Here is a 16,041-nt window from a genome sequence, read left to right as displayed (position 1 = left end):
CAACATTTAATCTTACTTAGCTCTTAACCGATAAAAAATGACATGACAGATAAGAAAATAAAAAGTGCCATAATTAAGCCGCAAATAATAAAATGCCGTTTTTTATACAATGCGACAATTGCGATATATTCACGCAAAAAGGCATTTGGCAAGTAATAAAGGGCGGTTTTAGCTCCAATTCCATCTGCTTTTAAACCAGCTTGATGGGCATAAATTCCAGCACGAAAAATATGGTAATTGTTGGATGTGAAAATTACTTTATAAGGCAATGGCTGAAGTTGGTCCATGATTTTTTTAGAAAACTGCATGTTTTCTAAGGTGGTAGTGGACTTATCTTCAATTAATAAATCAGCAGCAGCTACACCTTTTGCTTGCGCATAGTTGGCCATTGCTAAACCTTCTGGTAGTTTTTCATCTAAACCTTGACCACCAGACATTAAAATCTTTGCGTGTTTATCAGCTACTTTTATTTGATGCTGATAAAATTTAATCGCCACGTCAATGCGTTTGGCTAAAAGTGGGGATACGGTATCGCCGTTTAAAAGTCCTGCTCCAAGGACAATAATATAATCTTGATTTGGTTTAGGATGATTAAATTGATACAAAATAGAAACACTTAAAAAGTTAAAAAAGACTAAGGCAAAATAACCCATCATAAGTGGTAGTGCAGCTAAAATCATGGTTAGCCATTCAGGTAAGCGTTGGGCGATGAAAAAATCGTAAATTAAGAAAATCGTTAAAAAGATAGCTAGTAACAAGGTTAGCATATTGGCCAGTGAGTGGGATTCTTTGCGTAAAACAATCAGTGCATTCCAGTATAGAAAAATAAGTAAAGAAACAAAACCGAAAATTAAAACCGCCGCTAATAAGACAAGAGCGAGACCCAAAAGTCCAAAAGCAACTATGCTAGAGGTAATGCTGACGTTATAGATTAAATAAAAACCAAAGACAAAAATCAAAATATTAAACAAGACCCCGTTTAATAAGCGAGCTTTATTTCTAAAATAGCTCCATAAAAAAACAGCTAAATAAGCAAGGGGCAAGCTAAAAAAGTACCCGCCGTTCAACATTTCAATGCCCGCAAAATAAAAAATTAGACAAATACAGCTCCAGACGAGACAAAAAAAGATCGTATCAGGGTCTGGCTTTTTTTTACGCCATGAAATTGTTGCCAATATTCCCCCAACTAAAAAAATTGCTAATAAAATTTCTGGTAAAAAATTCATATGTTCAACTCCTTAATCACTTTTAGTATAGCGGATTGTAACTGTTTTGGCTTGTCAAAAAGCTATGATTTTTTAAAAAAGTTATTTTCTAGTACAATAAACATAAATGCGTGGAAAGAAGGGATGAAATGGAGTTAGGTGAAATAAGACGTGTGAGTCTACCAGCTTTTACTGTGATCGGCAAAGAAGGCAAAGGCTTAGCAGCAGAAGGTTCTTCTTGGGTACCATTATTATGGGATGGTGTAAATGAACATTTTGAAGAAATAGCAGCAAATGTGCTCGTGGAACCTGAGGAAATTCATTTGTGGGGACTTATGAGCGATCAAAGTGAGTGGTTGTATCCTTGGAGTGAAATCGGACGGTATTTGGCGGGAATGGCTGTACCCAATGATACAAAAGTACCACTGGGATGGCAAAAGTGGGAGATGCCAGCACTAGAGTATTTCGTAATTAAAACCAATGAGGCAAATTTAGCCGACATGACTGAAAAGATGTTGGTAGAAATTTTACCTCAAAATAATGTCACGTTAACAGCAGCCATTCAAGAACATTATTTACCTGATTTTGCACCAGGGGAAGTTGAGCTGTATTTTCCAATTTCAGCAGTTGTTTCAGCAATTTAAGTATAATCGTAATAATCTTAAATCCTATGATAAAATTTTTATGGCGTACTTTTAAGTGTGCCTGTAATAAAAATTACAACTTCAAAAAACAAGGAACTACCCGTTACAAAAAAAGTAGTACGCGTGACACTTTAAAAAGTGTTCCTCGTACTACTTTTTAACTAGCAGAAAGTGTAAAACTTTCTGCTGAATAAATCCCTCTAGGAAAAATAAGCAAAAAACTTTTAAATTTGAAGCAATTTCTGAAAACTGCATGGGTATTTTTCAAAAGTAGAGGGCGGCTTTGTAGCCATTTGTATGTTCATTTTAAAAAATTGATTGGAAAAAGTTCTCAATTTTGCGGCCGAAGATGACAAAGATATTGGCTTTTTCTACAGCTTTGTCAATTACAATAGAGACTTCATGGCTAGGCGCTTTTTCTAAGTAGCCTAGATCATCTCCTTTTAAGCTGACTGTAGCTTTTCCAATTACATCGCCCTTTTCAACAGGGGCTTTGACAGCACCGTCACTGACTTTTTTAGTGTCAAATTTTGGTGTAATGATTAATTCTTCTGTTAAGTCATCTCTGACCCATAATGTAACGGAATCTTTTAATGAAATAGTCGTTTTTAATTGCTTACCATCTGTAATGGCAATATTTTTTTGTTTAGGCAGTTGACTACCAGCTTTTAAAACTTCTTTTTGCTGCCAGTGATCGTAACAATAGTCCATTAATTTACCTGTTTCGACAAAACGGGCACTGGGATTATTTTTGTGATCGGTCGCATTTAAAACAACGGTTATAATTCGTTGTCCATCTCTTTGAATCGTGCCAACAAAACAAGCACCGGCTAACTCGGTTGTACCTGTTTTAAGTCCGTCTACGCCTTCTTTGGCATTGATAAATCCTGGAAGCATCCAGTTCCAATTGACCATTTCTACGGGCGATTGGGTATTAGCGCCAAACATTTGGGTGGTAGTCGCAGAAACTTTTAAAACATCGGGATAGTCTTTAATTAAGTGGCTGGCAACAATTGCGACATCTCGTGGGGATAAAAGATTTTCTGCATCCGCCGCAGAGCCGGGATAGCGATTGTCACCCAAATACTGGTTATTTAAACCAGAAGCGTTATAAACTTTAGCATCTTCTATGCCCCAATCTTTTAATTGGACGCGCATTTGGTCGACAAATTTGGCCTCAGATCCAGCAATTTTTTCTGCTAATGCAACAATAGAAGCGTTGGCCGATTGGATAATAGCAGAGTCAAATAATTCTTTAACGGTATAAGTATTTTCTTTGTGTAAAGGAACATTGGAAAGATCTGGGGTGACGCTTAAATTAGCGGCGTAATCAGAAATCGCAACAGTATCTTCCCAATTTAGTTTCTTTTCTTTGACAGCTTCTTCGACTAAATAAAGACTGATAATTTTAGTGATGGAGGCAATTCCCATCGGCGTGTCGCCAGCTTGATTATAAAGTATCTTGCCGGTTTTAAAATCAACGGCAATCGCTCCTTTGGCGTTGATTTTAAAATTATTATTAGTTTCCTCAGCGGCTACGACATTGGTGGCAAAGCCAAAGGTAAAACAAAAAAGCAAAAGAGTAAGCAGAATTTGCTGTATTTTTTTCATGATAAGCTCCTTTAATTAGACATTACAAGTTGTAATTCTATCAAAGACTAGCAGACAAAACAATTGTTCCCAATAAAGTTTCGTAAAAAATACAAGAAAAATTATCAAAGAAAATCTAAGGAGAAAAATAAGATAGCATAAGCAGATATGGCTATGACGAAAATTTTAAAAGTGAAAAGCGGGTTCAATTAAAAAAGCCATCAAAATCAAGAGAGAAAATTAACAATTCTACCTTGATTTTGATGGCTTAATTTACTAGAAATAATGAACTTTAATTGCGGTGGTGATTTTTTACGCGAACAGGAACTTTCTCCATTTGATTTTCGTCGTTGATATAACGAAAAACTGCATAGGCTGAAATGCCCAATAATACGACCAAACTAAACATTGTAAATAATGTAATCATCGTTGCAAGCATACTCAAAACCCTCTTTCTATAAGTTACTTTGGCTACGGTTACAAACCCTCACAATTAGTATAACAATAATTATGAAATCAAGCTACTGGAATGCCTTTATTTCTTTTTTGGGGGAAGTTGGCGATAAGATATGGCAGCTACCGTCAATTTCGGTTTCATCATAAAAATGAAGGTGTCCATCTTTTAAAACAAACGTTAACTTATAACCTAGTTCATCTAAAAGAATCAAGTGCTCAGGGGTCAATTCAACCAGAGTCGTTTGAATTGGTTTTAAATTTCTTGTGAGCTGCCAGTTGTCATTAATTGTAAAATGAACTTTTTCCAAAGGCGTCTGATAAAACCAACTTCCGATAAAAACTGAAGGTTGTTGTTTATTTTTATGCCAAAAAATAGTACCCACCAATCCAGTTAATACAGAAATTCCAAGCAATAACGGAAAATGTTTTTTCATCAGGTATACCTCCTTAACTAGCAGTGATTGCAGTATAGCACAGGGAATTTTTCTAGCCCTCGGTCTAAAGTTGGAGATTGCAGTATTTTTCTTTTTTATGATAAGATTTAGCCGGCAGGTGAGAAGATGCAATACGAAAATATTAGAATGGCGCATTTTATTGTCAGAGACAACCGTTTTATTTGTCATTGTAAGTTAATTGAAACCGATGAAGTGGTAGTAGTCCACGTTAAAAATACTGGTCGCGGTAAGGAAGTCTTACTAGCAGGTGCTCTAGTGGCCTTAAATTATCAACCAAGTCCGAAACGAAAAACAGATTATGATCTCGTAGCGGTCAAAAAAGATGCGATGTGGATTAATATTGATAGCCAATTACCAAATGCTTTAGCCTATGAAGGTATTTTGACAGGGAAAATCAACTTACCTCATTTTCCTGGAAAGTTAGCTAGCTTAAAAAGAGAAGTTACTTATGGTAATTCCAAGTTTGATTTATTTGCTAAAAGCGATACGGGTGCGAAAGCTTTTATAGAAGTAAAAGGAATGACATTGGAAAATAAAGGAATTGGCGCTTTTCCCGATGCTCCGACTTTACGGGGATTAAAACACGTGAAAGAATTGCAAGTGGCCCACGATGCAGGTTATTTTACCTACGTTTTATTTATTGTTCAATTTGAGAAAATTACAAAAGCGACGATTCATGCTGAGATGCAACCACAATTAGCTGAAAATTTCGCATTAGCAATGGCAGACGGCGTTGAAGTTTTAGCGTATAATTGTAAAGTAGAACCAAATCAGGTCATACTTAAAAAGCAAGTCCCCTTTGATTTGGCTTATCCTTTTATTGATCCCAATGAAGTTAACGACAGTTAAGAAGATTAAAAAAGTAAAGGAGCGAGAAATATGATTAATTTAGGTATTATTGGTACAAACTGGATTACCCATCAATTTGTGGAGGCAGCCCTTGCGACGAAAAAATATGACTTAGTCGCGGTTTATTCCCGTTCGTTGGAAAAAGCTCAAGAATTTGGTCGTCGCTACCATGAAGATATCGAGTATGCAACAGATTTGAAGACTTTTTTCAATTTAGCCCATTTGCACACTATCTACATTGCTTCTCCCAATGCGCTCCATTTTGAGCAAGCCAAGGCTGCGATTATTGCAGGGAAAAATGTCATTGTTGAAAAACCAGCTTTTTCAACCCCACGAGAAATGGACGAAATTATCGAATTAGCCAATCTCCACAATGTCTTTTTCTTTGAAGCAGCACGCAATATTCATGAAAAAGCATTTGATACAATTAGTGAGTTTTTACCTCTGAAAGATCATATCATTGGTGCCAACTTTACTTTTATGAAATATTCTTCTCGTTATGATGCTGTTTTAGACGGCGAGGAACCCAATATTTTTTCACCGCAATTTTCAGGTGGCGCCATCATGGACTTAGGTGTTTATCCACTATATGCGGCGTTAGGTTGGTTTGGTGTGCCCCAAAAAGCCCATTACTTTGCCCGCAAAATTGCAACGGATGTCGATGGCATTGGCACGATTATTTTACGCTATGATTTATTTGACGTCACCATTTTACAAGGAAAAATTGGCGATTCGTTTTTGCCATCTGAAATTTATTTTGACAATGGGACTTTGACTTTAAATGGCATCAATTCTTTTGAAAAAGCAGAGTTTTATGATCGGAATGCTAAAAAACGGCTTTTATTGCCAATTACCTTAAAAGAAAATCCAATGGAGGAAGAAGCACTGGTATTTGCCAATGTAATGAATCATCCAACCGATAAAAATCAAGGTGTTTTATATGAAGAATGGGTTGAATTAGCCCGGAATGTGAACCAATTAATTTACGATTTGCGGCAGCAAGCAGGGATTAGCTTTGCTGCTGATAAAAAAGATGAGGAAAAAAATTCATGATACCAGAAAGTTTACCGGCAACTCTTTTAGAGCAATGGCAAAAAGCCGGCTATGAAAATGCATCACTAATTCAAAAGCAAGTTTTTGAACCTTTAAAAACGCGACAAAATGTTGTAGGCGTGGCACCAACTGGTTCCGGCAAAACAGTTGCTTATTTACTACCAAGTCTAATGCAAGTAACTCCAGGTGGTGGTAATCAATTGCTGATTTTGACTGCTTCCCAAGAATTGGCGATGCAAGTGCTTGAGACGGCTCGTTTTTGGACAGAGAAAACGCAATTGAAGGTACAACCTTTAATTGGTGGTGCCAATACAAAGCGCCAACTAGAAAAGTTAAAAGAAAAACCAGAAATTTTAATCGGTACTGCTGGCCGTGTGTTGGAATTGATGAAAACTAAAAAAATTAAAAGTCATCAGTTACAAACAGTTATTTTTGACGAAGCCGACCAATTGTTAGCTGGCCAGGCCTTAGAAATTGCCAAAGGAATATTGCAACATCTAGATCGATCTTGTCAGTTGAATTTCTTTTCAGCAACTGCTTTAAGTGTCTTGCCAGAAATTAAAACGATTACCAAAGATGATTTTACACTGATTGATGTCACCAAAGAAGATAATAGTCAAGGTGAAGTTGCTCATCTTTATTTAATGACTTCAAAGCGTAAAAAAGCCGATACGTTAAAAAAATTATTACATGTGGCAGATTTTCGCAGTTTGATCTTCTTTAATGAAGTAGCAGAGCTTGGGGCAGTAGCAGAAAAATTGCAATATCACAACCTACCAGTAGCAACACTGGCCTCTGATCAAAATAAAATGTTACGCAAAACCGCGTTACAAGCTTTTAAAGCAGATAAAATTAAGGGATTATTGACTACCGATGTAGCTGCTCGCGGTCTTGATTTAGCTGATTTACCGATGATTGTCAATGTAGAAGTACCTATGGACGATGCTAGTTACCTCCACCGTGCTGGTCGTGTGGGGCGAATGGGTAAAAAAGGAACCGTTATTACGCTAGTGGCAGAAAATGATTTATCTTACTTAAAAAAAATGACGAAAAAAATGGCGTTGCCTTTAAAGAAAGTTTTTCTTTATGGCGGTCAGCTTGTTGACACGCGTCCTGTTATTAATGAAAATGAGAAAAAATCTCAGAAGATGCCGATTGAAAAAGAAAAGCCAAAGCCTAAATTGCACACTAAAGAGAGTATTGTCAAAAAGAAAAATAAGAAACGTCACAAGAAACAAAAAAATATTGGAAAAAGGCGCGTTTAGCGCCTTTTTTGTGCTATTCTTAGAGTGTAAAAAAATTAGGCAAGGAGCTTGTCATGAATTCACGGAAAGAAGAAATCTTACACACATTAGAAATGCGCAAACAAGGAATGACGGCTGTTCAGATTGCGGAGTTATTAAATATTGATAGAACCAATGCCAGCCGCTATTTAAATGAATTGGCAAAAGAGCAACGGATTGTAAAAAATCCTGGTCGACCAGTAATCTATGAACCCTTATCAGAAGAACAAGTACATGTTGATAATTCTTCTGCAGTGACCTTTGATGCGTTAGTGGGGGAGACAGGTTCTTTAAAGGTAGCCATTCAACAAGCCAAAGCCGCAATTTTATATCCACCGCGGGGACTACATACTATTATTTTTGGTGATACTGGAACAGGGAAGTCACTTTTTGCCGAGTGTATGTATCAGTTTGCGTTAAAATCCCAAACCTTAAAAAAAGATGCTCCTTTTGTATCCTTTAATTGTGCGGATTACGCACAAAACCCGCAATTATTATTTGGTCACATTTTTGGGATTAAAAAAGGGGCTTATACGGGAGCTAATGAAGATAGCCCAGGTTTAATTGCTAAAGCTGACAATGGCATACTATTTTTAGATGAAATTCATCGCCTACCTCCAGAAGGACAAGAAATGCTCTTTACCTTTATTGATAAAGGGGTCTATCGTCCACTCGGAGAAAGTAATAAGACCTATGAGGCTGCAGTCCAAATTATTGGGGCGACAACAGAATCCTCAGAGAATTTTTTGACAACATTTAATCGCCGCATTCCAATGTCGATTACATTGCCAAGTATCAAGGCCCGCTCTTTGGATGAACGGTATGAAATCATTACGCTATTTATTAAACAAGAAGCTAACCGCTTAAAACAAAAGATTGAAGTAGAACAAGATGCGATTATTGCATTTATGTTATACCAAGCTGAAGGTAATATTGGGCAAATAAAGCGCGATTTAAAATTAGTCTGTGCCAAAGCATTCTTACATTACCGAACCAAACAACAAGACAGTCTGTTGGTCCGCAAGGAAGATTTATCTCTGCCGGTCCAAAAAGGGCTGTTAATGCGCAAAGACTACAGCGAAGATTTAAAACAGTTTTTGGAAGGCAAGGGAAACTTACTTAGCTTTGAGCCTGGTGCAACCGAAGTAGTATGGAGTCAAGATCCAGAACGGAATATGCAAGTTTACAATGCAATTGAAGAAAAAGTCACCACATTATCTGACCAAGAGTTAAACAACGTTGATTTAGAGCAATTGATTTTAGGAGATGTGGATGCTTATTTTGAAACATATGTTGAGGAATTAACGCAAAGTACATTGCACAAGGAATTGCTACCTAAAGGGATTTGGCAGTTGACCAGTGAACTTTATGAAGTGGCTGAAGAGCGCTTGGAGCGAAAATACAATGAAAAGGCCCGCTTTGCTTTTGCGCTCCATTTGCAAAGCACGATCGAACGTTTAAAAGATGGGCATACGATTATTCATCCGGATTTAAATAATATCCGAAAAAATTTTAAACAAGAATTTCAAGTGGCACTCGATTTGTCTACTATTATTGAAGAACGCTGTCACATTGAGATTCCTTTTGATGAAATCGGTTTTATTAGTATGTTTTTATCCATTCAAGTGGGACAAAATACCGCATTACCAGAAAAAAACGTTGAGGTTATCGTATTGATGCACGGTAAGCAAACGGCAACTTCAATGTTAGAAACAGCCCAAGAATTATTAGATACTACAACAGGTATCGCCTTTAACATGAGTTTGGATATGGAAGTCCAAACCATTTACAATCAATTGTTAAGCTATGTGCAACAAAATGAGGCAAAACTGACCGGCGGCATTTTACTTTTGACAGATATGGGTTCTTTGAATTCTTTTGGTGATCTAATTTATGAAGAGACCGGTATTCGAACAAAAGCAGTATCTATGACTAGTACGATGGTGGTTTTAGAAGCACTGCGGATGGTGGACATGGGAAGAACTTTAGAAGATATTTATCAAAATACATTGTTGTCTTTTAAAGCAATTGTAAAAGATGAGTTCAATCTTCATAAGAAAAAACAAAAGAAAGCCGTCGTTGTAACCTGTTTTACCGGCGAAGGTGTTGCTAGTAAATTATATGAGCGCATTACACCGGTAGTTGATAAATCGCAAACAGAAGTCATTCAAATGCAATTTATTGAAAAAAATGCTTTCTTACAACACATTGACGCACTAATGGCGGAATATGATATTAAAGCAATTGCCGGAACCGTAGAAATTGATTATCAAAATATTCCTTTCTTTTCAGCTTATGAAATATTTGATAACGAGCGATTGCGTGTATTAAAACAAATCGTAAACGATGATATTCCCCTTGAAAAAATTGGGAAGTCCCTCCAAGAAGCCTTAACGAGTGTGAGTGGGGTCGAACAGTTGATGATGCAATTGCAACAGCTTTTACATCATGTTGAAGGACAAATGCATGCAGTTTTAGAACCAAGTGTGGATGCGGGCATTATGATCCATCTTGCCTTTTTAATTGATAATTTGCGAAATGGCGGAACTTCACGACAATTTGATAATTTAACTAGTTTTCAAAAGAAATATCGCTTGGAGTGTGATTTACTGAGAACGAGTCTAATGCCAATTGCCAAAAATTATCAGGTCGAATTTAGTGATGATGAGATTGCCTATATCGTCCAAATGATCCAACAAAATAAAATCACCAGTACGTATCCGCTTACACAGAAAAATTAGTGTGTAATTTGTGTGTGTGTTCTGTGTATTAAAAAACAACGAGTAAAACGCTTTAATAACAGCGTTTTACTCGTTGTTTTATTTTGGCACACTTCTTGCATTATAGTTAAGTGTAAGATAAATGAAAAAGAGGTGAGATAAAATGGCAAAAGAAACAATTATGTTAGTTTGTTCAGCAGGGATGAGTACAAGTTTACTTGTGACCAAGATGGAAAAAGCAGCTGAAGAAAAAGGTATTGATGCCGACATCTTCGCAGTTTCAGCATCTGAAGCAGACAATATTTTGGAAGAAAAAAATGTTGATGTATTATTACTTGGCCCACAAGTTCGCTTTATGAAAGCGCAATTTGAACAAAAAGTTGCACCAAAAGGCATCAAATTAGATGTTATCAACATGGCAGATTACGGCATGATGAATGGTGAAAAAGTTTTGGCGCAAGCTGAAAAATTGATGAATGAAGAATAATCGTTAGGAGGGAATTTTGTGGAAGAACAACAAAGCTTGGAAGCCATCATGGGTTTGATCATGTATGGTGGGAATGCCAAAAGTGATGCGATGGAAGCAATTCAAGCCGCTAAAAAAGGTGATTTTGAATTAGCAGATAAAAAAATCGCAGACGCGGAAAATTCTCTGACTGAAGCACATCATTCACAAACCAATATGTTAACCCAAGAAGCACAAGGCAAACATGTTGCTGTAACACTTTTGACTGTTCACAGTCAGGATCATTTAATGACTGCCATTGCTGTCACTGATTTAGCAAAAGAAATTATTGATGTTTATCGCAAAATGGCAAAAATGGAAGCCGAAAAATAGGCTTGCTACAGGTCTATTAATAATTAGCTTACTGCTAGGCAGGTGAGCAGTTTAAAACATCTTTTTTATACGTGGTTGTTTGTTAAAAGGATGATACCTGTAATTTTTTATTAGGAGGAAATAAAATGGATGCATTAACAGCGTGGTTAGAGAAGCACGTGCTTCCGATCGCAGCAAAAATTGGTTCCCAAAAACATTTGGTTGCTTTACGGGATGCCTTTATTGGCACGATGCCTGCTACTATGGCCGGTTCAGTAGCCGTTATGATCAACGCAATTATTCGTGATTTACCAGGGCAATTTATCTCAACTTGGGGTGCCAGCATTGCTGAAGGAAAAGGTATCTTTGCTCTTATTAGTACGATCATTACAATCAATGGTTACGTTTGGAATGGTACATTAGCAATCGCCGGGATTATCTTCGCCTTTTCATGGGGCTTTAACTTAGCTCGTGCTTATGGTGTTAATGATTTAGCCGGTGGTATCGTGTCTCTTGCGGCCGCTATTTCTGGTGTAACGTATTCTTACTCTGGTACATTAGCACAAAAAATGCCTGCAGACTTAGTTGATCAAATCAATGCGAATTCTGCAACAAGCGGTTGGTCTGCAACTGCTGATGGCATTACAGCAAATGCGTGGGGCTGGATTCCATTAAACAACATGGATGCAAACTTCTACTTTACCGCAATGATTGTTGGTTTTGTAGCAAGTATTATCTTCTGTAAATTAATGTTGGCTAATATTACTATCAAAATGCCAGAACAAGTGCCACCAGCAGTTTCAAAAGCTTTTGCCGCAATTATTCCTGCGACAGCTGCTTTATATGCAGTAGCACTTTTCTACTGGATCTTCTCTAAATTAGTTCCAGGTATGACATTGTTGGCTTGGATTCAAGAAATGATTGCTAAACCATTGCTTGGTTTCTCTCAAGGTTACGGCGCCGTATTAATTGTGACTTTATTCGTACAATTATTCTGGTTCTTCGGGATTCATGGTACCAACGTATTAGCACCAATTTTAGAAGGTGTATTCTCTGTAGCACAACTTAAAAACGTTAACTTGTTCCAAGAAGGCGGTATGTCTGCCGTTATCGACGATGGTTACAAATGGGTTCGTGGTTCATTTGATATTTATGCATGGTTTGGTGGTGCCGGTGGTACCTTGATGCTTTTGATTGCGATTTTAATCTTCTCAAAACGCGCAGATTACCGTGCAGTTGGTACTTTGGGTGTTGGCCCTGGTATCTTCAATATTAACGAACCAGTTATGTTCGGGATGCCAATTGTATTAAACGCATTGTTATTCATTCCTTATATCTTAGCGCCACTAGTATCTGTTTCAATCGGTTTCTTTGCAACGCAAGCTGGTTGGGTAAACCCAGTATCACAACAAGTTGTTTGGGTAACACCACCAATTCTAAATGCATTGTTAGCGACAGCAATGGACTGGCGTGCAGTAGTTGTTTCAATCATTTGTATGGCTGTAACATTTGTAATTTACACACCATTTGTTATTGCAGCAAATAAGATTCAACCAACTGATTTATAAAATGTCGAAGAACTGTTTTCGCTTCCCAAAGAGGTGGAAGCAGTTCTTTTCTTATGAAGAATTTTATGGGAAAATAAAACCGTCAAGGCAGTTTAACTAAGTATAGAAAGCTTTGCTGTAAAAAAGTTAAATGTGCAATCTAGGAGTAATAAATTTATTAAGGAGGAATTTTCATGATTAGTATTGCAAGTGCGATGCAACAAGAAGAAATAAAAAAATTATTGGCTGAGTATAATGAAGCTGGGATCAGCTATTCTTTCAAAGAAAAAAAAGGGATCAAATTATATTTTGAAGTAACTGGTGACCAGGAGCAAGCAGCAACTACTGCAAAACAATTAATTAAAGCACAGCCTTGGGGATCTGTTTTATATTTCCAAGCTGCAGTAGAAGCATAAATAAAAGCATAAAACAGCGCTTTAGAAAAAATGGATTTAACAACAGGTGTAAAAGTAGGAAGTAGGATGATAAATATGGTAAAGAATGGCTTGTTTTTATGTAGTATCGGCTTTTTAATCACTATTTATAGTTTTAGCGGACCATCGCAACAAATGAATGTGGGACGTTTGATAGTAGGGTTAGCGTTTATTTTGGTTGGTGGACTATTATTTCTAAAAGGCAAAACGCCAAAACGTGAAAGAGGCGATAAAGCATGAAAGTAGAAAAAAATTTGAATATTTCAGCAGAAAAATTTTTTGATAAGATGATGGACTCAGTTATTTTCGATGTCAGAAAAGCGACGGGGGAAAATATTACACGCAAACAATTAAAAAATCTTTCCTACGTGAAGCAATTTTCGAAAAATAGCAGTGCCAAAATTACAATTGAAGAATTGGTTGAAAATCAAATATATCAATTTAAAACCTCAACAAGCCGTAACGAATTTGTCGTCCGCTATGAAATTACACCAATTAACGACAAGACTTGTAAAGTCAGCTATAACGAAAATATGCAATCTTTTGGTTTTATGCAGCAAATAAATGATATGATTTTAGGCATTATGCTAGGATTTTTCCGCAAGCGCCAGTTTGGTAAGATGCTAGAAAATATGGCAAATGCCAATTAAAAAGGGGGCTATGGCCACCTTTTTTCGTTTGGAGGGAAAACTAGTGACAATTGTAAAGATGAAATCAGATTTTAATGACCAGATGTTTGACTTGGCGGCTTATGCTTTTGCTCGTGAGAAGAGCACTGCAAAAGTTGAACGTTTTGAATATCTGGCCCGAAATTCTAAAAACTATGGTTCTTTGGCTGAAAAGAAATTGGTTAGTCAAATTATGGCTACGCCTTTTTTAGTCAATTTTTGGAATCAGACGTTTGAAATGAGGGGAATTGGCTATGTTTCCAGTTATCCTGAATTTCGCAAACAAGGTCGTATTGATAAGCTTATGAAACAAGTGCTAGAAGACAGTTATGATGAGGGCGTACAGTTAGCTTATTTAGCACCGTTTTCCTATCCTTTTTATCGCCGCTATGGCTATGAGACAGCATTTTTGCAAATTCGTTATGAGGCTCCAGCAGAAAAATGGCCTTTTGGCGGTCAAAGTCACGGTAAAGTCAGCCGTGTTTCTTTTGAAGTAGCGCAAAAGAATATGGCAGAAATTTATCAAAAAAGTACTGAAAGTATGCGTGGGGGAATGTTGCGGGCTGAGTGGTGGTTTACCTACAAATTTTCTTTGCATAAAAATTTTAACTTTGCACTATATGAAGAAAACGGGGTAATGTGTGGTTACGTTGTTTATCAAATTAGCGTCGATAAATTGGAAATCATAGAATTAGTGGCCTTGTCAGAAAAAGGAAAAAGAAGTTTACATGATTTTATTGCAGCACATAGCGGCACGGTCAAAACAATTCATTGGACGCATCCGTTTGGCGGTACAACCAAATTACTGCAAGTTTTGGATCCACAAGTAGAAGTGAAGATTTTACCTTATATGATGGCGCGGGTTGTCAATGTGGCGACCTTTTTAAAATCATTTCCTTGGCAAGAAAAGATTCTGTCAGATTTCGCTATTGAAATTTATCAGGATAATTATTTGCCAGCTAATAATGGTATATACGAGATTTATCCAGATGGGAATGTTTCCAAGGTTAAAGAAAGTTTGCTGCCAAAGATTAAAGCCACGCCACAAAGCTTTACACAGTTGTTTTTAGGTAGTGTGAAGATCCAATCTTTACAGGCAGAAGAAAAAATTGATGTAACACCAGAGCTGACTTATGCCTTAGAAAAATTGCTACCATCAGAAAAACCGCTGCTAGCGGACTATTTTTAAAATAAAAAAGAAGCCCTAAACGGACTTCAAAACGTTCCCGACTGGAATTGAACCAGCGGCCTGTCGCTTAGGAGGCGACCGCTCTATCCGACTGAGCTACGGGAACATACTGTTATATTTTAGCCTGAAGTGATAAAGGATGCAAGTCGTCCGTAAAGAAAGAGGAATACAAATGGTAAAACGATTAATTAGTGCTGATTATAGTGATGTAAAAAAAATGAGTGCCAAAGAATTGAAACAATCGATTAAAGCAAGTGAAGGTCGTGTAATTGTAACAGAAACGGTTGTGCAAACAATTCCACAAGCAATGGATGTAACCAATGCAGAGGTAGCAGCATCATTTGGCGCTGACTTAATTTTATTAAATGGTTTTGATTGTTTTCGGCCAGTTGTTTTTGGGATGCCGGGCTTAACACCAGAAATGATTTTTGATGAAAAAACAGTGATTGAAAATCCAATCCCAACTTTAAAAAAATTAACAGGACGACCAATTGGCATTAATTTAGAGCCTATTGCCGCCGAGTTGGATTTGATGAGTGAGCAAGTTGTCATCTCTAAGGGACGAACAAGTTCCATTGAAACAATTCAAGAAGCAGAAAAATTAGGTGTTGATTTTATTTGTTTTACTGGAAACCCCGGCACCGGTGTAACCAACGCTGCAATTGCTGATGCTGTCAAAATTGCCAAAGAACATTTTTCAGGCCTAGTGATTGCTGGAAAAATGCACAGCGCAGGCTCAAGTGAACCGGTTGTGACCAAAGAGGCTGTAGCTGCTTATGCCAAGGCAGGAGCAGATATTTTATTACTACCAGCTGTTGGAACAATCCAAGGCTTTTTAGAGCAAGATTTAATTGAAGCGGTAAAATTGGCAAAAGAAAATGATCTGCTAACAATGACTGCCATCGGTACTAGCCAAGAAAGTGCACGTCCAGAAACGCTACGACAAATGGCGATCACTAATAAAATATGTGGCGTTGATTTGCAACATATTGGCGATGCTGGCTATGGCGGCATGGCACCCGCAGAAAATATTTTCGAAATGTCTATTGCAATTCGAGGGATGCGCCACACCATTAATCGTGTGTCTCGTTCAATCAATCGCTAAAGTATAAATAAACTTAAAGCCACTAT

17 protein-coding genes and 1 tRNA gene are annotated in these 16,041 nt (G+C 37.2%); 13 read left to right on the top strand and 5 right to left on the bottom strand.

Annotated features, from left to right (window positions below; all coding sequences use genetic code 11):
• Window positions 1-23: 23 nt before the first annotated feature.
• Window positions 24-1,226, bottom strand: coding sequence for a YdcF family protein (locus JZO76_RS05065; protein ID WP_206903100.1), 1,203 nt, complete (start codon window positions 1,224-1,226; stop codon window positions 24-26).
• A gap of 128 nt (window positions 1,227-1,354) precedes the next feature.
• Between JZO76_RS05065 and JZO76_RS05060 the strand changes: the two genes are divergently transcribed.
• A complete protein-coding gene (locus JZO76_RS05060; RefSeq protein ID WP_206903099.1) occupies window positions 1,355-1,849 on the top strand; it encodes a GyrI-like domain-containing protein in 495 nt (164 codons plus the stop codon).
• 306 nt (window positions 1,850-2,155) lie between these two features.
• Here the strand turns inward: JZO76_RS05060 and JZO76_RS05055 are convergent, their stop codons facing one another.
• The 3 genes from JZO76_RS05055 to JZO76_RS05045 form a co-directional block, all read right to left on the bottom strand.
• Window positions 2,156-3,460 carry a serine hydrolase gene (locus JZO76_RS05055; RefSeq protein WP_206903098.1) on the bottom strand — a complete coding sequence of 435 codons (1,305 nt, stop codon included), beginning with the start codon at window positions 3,458-3,460 and terminating at the stop codon, window positions 2,156-2,158.
• Between the two features lie 271 nt (window positions 3,461-3,731).
• Entirely contained in the window at window positions 3,732-3,878 is a 147-nt protein-coding gene (locus JZO76_RS05050; protein WP_206903097.1) for a hypothetical protein, read from the bottom strand.
• Window positions 3,879-3,960: 82 nt separating this feature from the next.
• On the bottom strand, window positions 3,961-4,329 hold the full coding sequence (locus JZO76_RS05045; protein ID WP_206903096.1) for a DUF4828 domain-containing protein: 369 nt from the start codon (window positions 4,327-4,329) through the stop codon (window positions 3,961-3,963).
• 126 nt (window positions 4,330-4,455) lie between these two features.
• On the opposite strand from JZO76_RS05045, the gene sfsA reads away from it, so the two are divergent.
• The 11 genes from sfsA to JZO76_RS04990 all read left to right on the top strand — a co-directional run bounded on the left by sfsA (window position 4,456) and on the right by JZO76_RS04990 (window position 14,910).
• Window positions 4,456-5,199 (top strand): DNA/RNA nuclease SfsA, encoded by a 744-nt coding sequence (gene sfsA, locus JZO76_RS05040; RefSeq protein ID WP_206903095.1) that lies wholly within the window; start codon window positions 4,456-4,458, stop codon window positions 5,197-5,199.
• 30 nt (window positions 5,200-5,229) lie between these two features.
• A complete protein-coding gene (locus JZO76_RS05035) occupies window positions 5,230-6,252 on the top strand; it encodes a Gfo/Idh/MocA family protein (protein WP_206903094.1) in 1,023 nt (340 codons plus the stop codon).
• Window positions 6,249-7,517, top strand: a complete 1,269-nt coding sequence (locus JZO76_RS05030; RefSeq protein ID WP_206903093.1) for a DEAD/DEAH box helicase — start codon at window positions 6,249-6,251, stop codon at window positions 7,515-7,517. Before JZO76_RS05035 ends, JZO76_RS05030 begins: the two co-directional genes overlap by 4 nt.
• 53 nt (window positions 7,518-7,570) lie before the next feature.
• On the top strand, window positions 7,571-10,276 hold the full coding sequence (locus JZO76_RS05025; protein WP_206903092.1) for a sigma 54-interacting transcriptional regulator: 2,706 nt from the start codon (window positions 7,571-7,573) through the stop codon (window positions 10,274-10,276).
• 142 nt (window positions 10,277-10,418) lie between these two features.
• On the top strand, window positions 10,419-10,742 hold the full coding sequence (locus JZO76_RS05020; RefSeq protein WP_016172413.1) for a PTS sugar transporter subunit IIB: 324 nt from the start codon (window positions 10,419-10,421) through the stop codon (window positions 10,740-10,742).
• Between the two features lie 18 nt (window positions 10,743-10,760).
• On the top strand, window positions 10,761-11,093 hold the full coding sequence (locus tag JZO76_RS05015; protein WP_206903091.1) for a PTS lactose/cellobiose transporter subunit IIA: 333 nt from the start codon (window positions 10,761-10,763) through the stop codon (window positions 11,091-11,093).
• Window positions 11,094-11,218: 125 nt separating this feature from the next.
• Window positions 11,219-12,640, top strand: coding sequence for a PTS sugar transporter subunit IIC (locus JZO76_RS05010; RefSeq protein WP_206903090.1), 1,422 nt, complete (start codon window positions 11,219-11,221; stop codon window positions 12,638-12,640).
• Window positions 12,641-12,813: 173 nt separating this feature from the next.
• Window positions 12,814-13,035, top strand: coding sequence for a hypothetical protein (locus tag JZO76_RS05005; protein WP_206903089.1), 222 nt, complete (start codon window positions 12,814-12,816; stop codon window positions 13,033-13,035).
• A 66-nt stretch (window positions 13,036-13,101) separates the two neighbouring features.
• Complete coding sequence (locus tag JZO76_RS05000) at window positions 13,102-13,293, top strand: hypothetical protein (protein ID WP_206903088.1); 192 nt, start codon at window positions 13,102-13,104, stop codon at window positions 13,291-13,293.
• Window positions 13,290-13,703 carry a DUF3284 domain-containing protein gene (locus JZO76_RS04995; protein ID WP_206903087.1) on the top strand — a complete coding sequence of 138 codons (414 nt, stop codon included), beginning with the start codon at window positions 13,290-13,292 and terminating at the stop codon, window positions 13,701-13,703. Before JZO76_RS05000 ends, JZO76_RS04995 begins: the two co-directional genes overlap by 4 nt.
• Window positions 13,704-13,746: 43 nt before the next feature.
• Window positions 13,747-14,910: a GNAT family N-acetyltransferase gene (locus JZO76_RS04990; protein ID WP_206903086.1), complete on the top strand. Its 1,164-nt coding sequence runs from the start codon at window positions 13,747-13,749 to the stop codon at window positions 14,908-14,910.
• Between the two features lie 32 nt (window positions 14,911-14,942).
• Here JZO76_RS04990 and JZO76_RS04985 read toward each other — a convergent pair.
• Window positions 14,943-15,016: transfer RNA gene (locus JZO76_RS04985), tRNA-Arg, on the bottom strand.
• A gap of 66 nt (window positions 15,017-15,082) precedes the next feature.
• Between JZO76_RS04985 and JZO76_RS04980 the strand changes: the two genes are divergently transcribed.
• The gene (locus JZO76_RS04980) at window positions 15,083-16,015 is read left to right on the top strand and encodes a haloacid dehalogenase-like hydrolase (RefSeq protein WP_206903085.1); all 933 of its coding nucleotides are present in this window, start codon (window positions 15,083-15,085) and stop codon (window positions 16,013-16,015) included.
• Window positions 16,016-16,041: the final 26 nt, after the last annotated feature.

The organism is Candidatus Enterococcus myersii (assembly GCF_017316025.1).
GTDB lineage: Bacteria > Bacillota > Bacilli > Lactobacillales > Enterococcaceae > Enterococcus_C > Enterococcus_C montenegrensis.
This window is presented reverse-complemented; position numbering and strand designations above follow the sequence as displayed.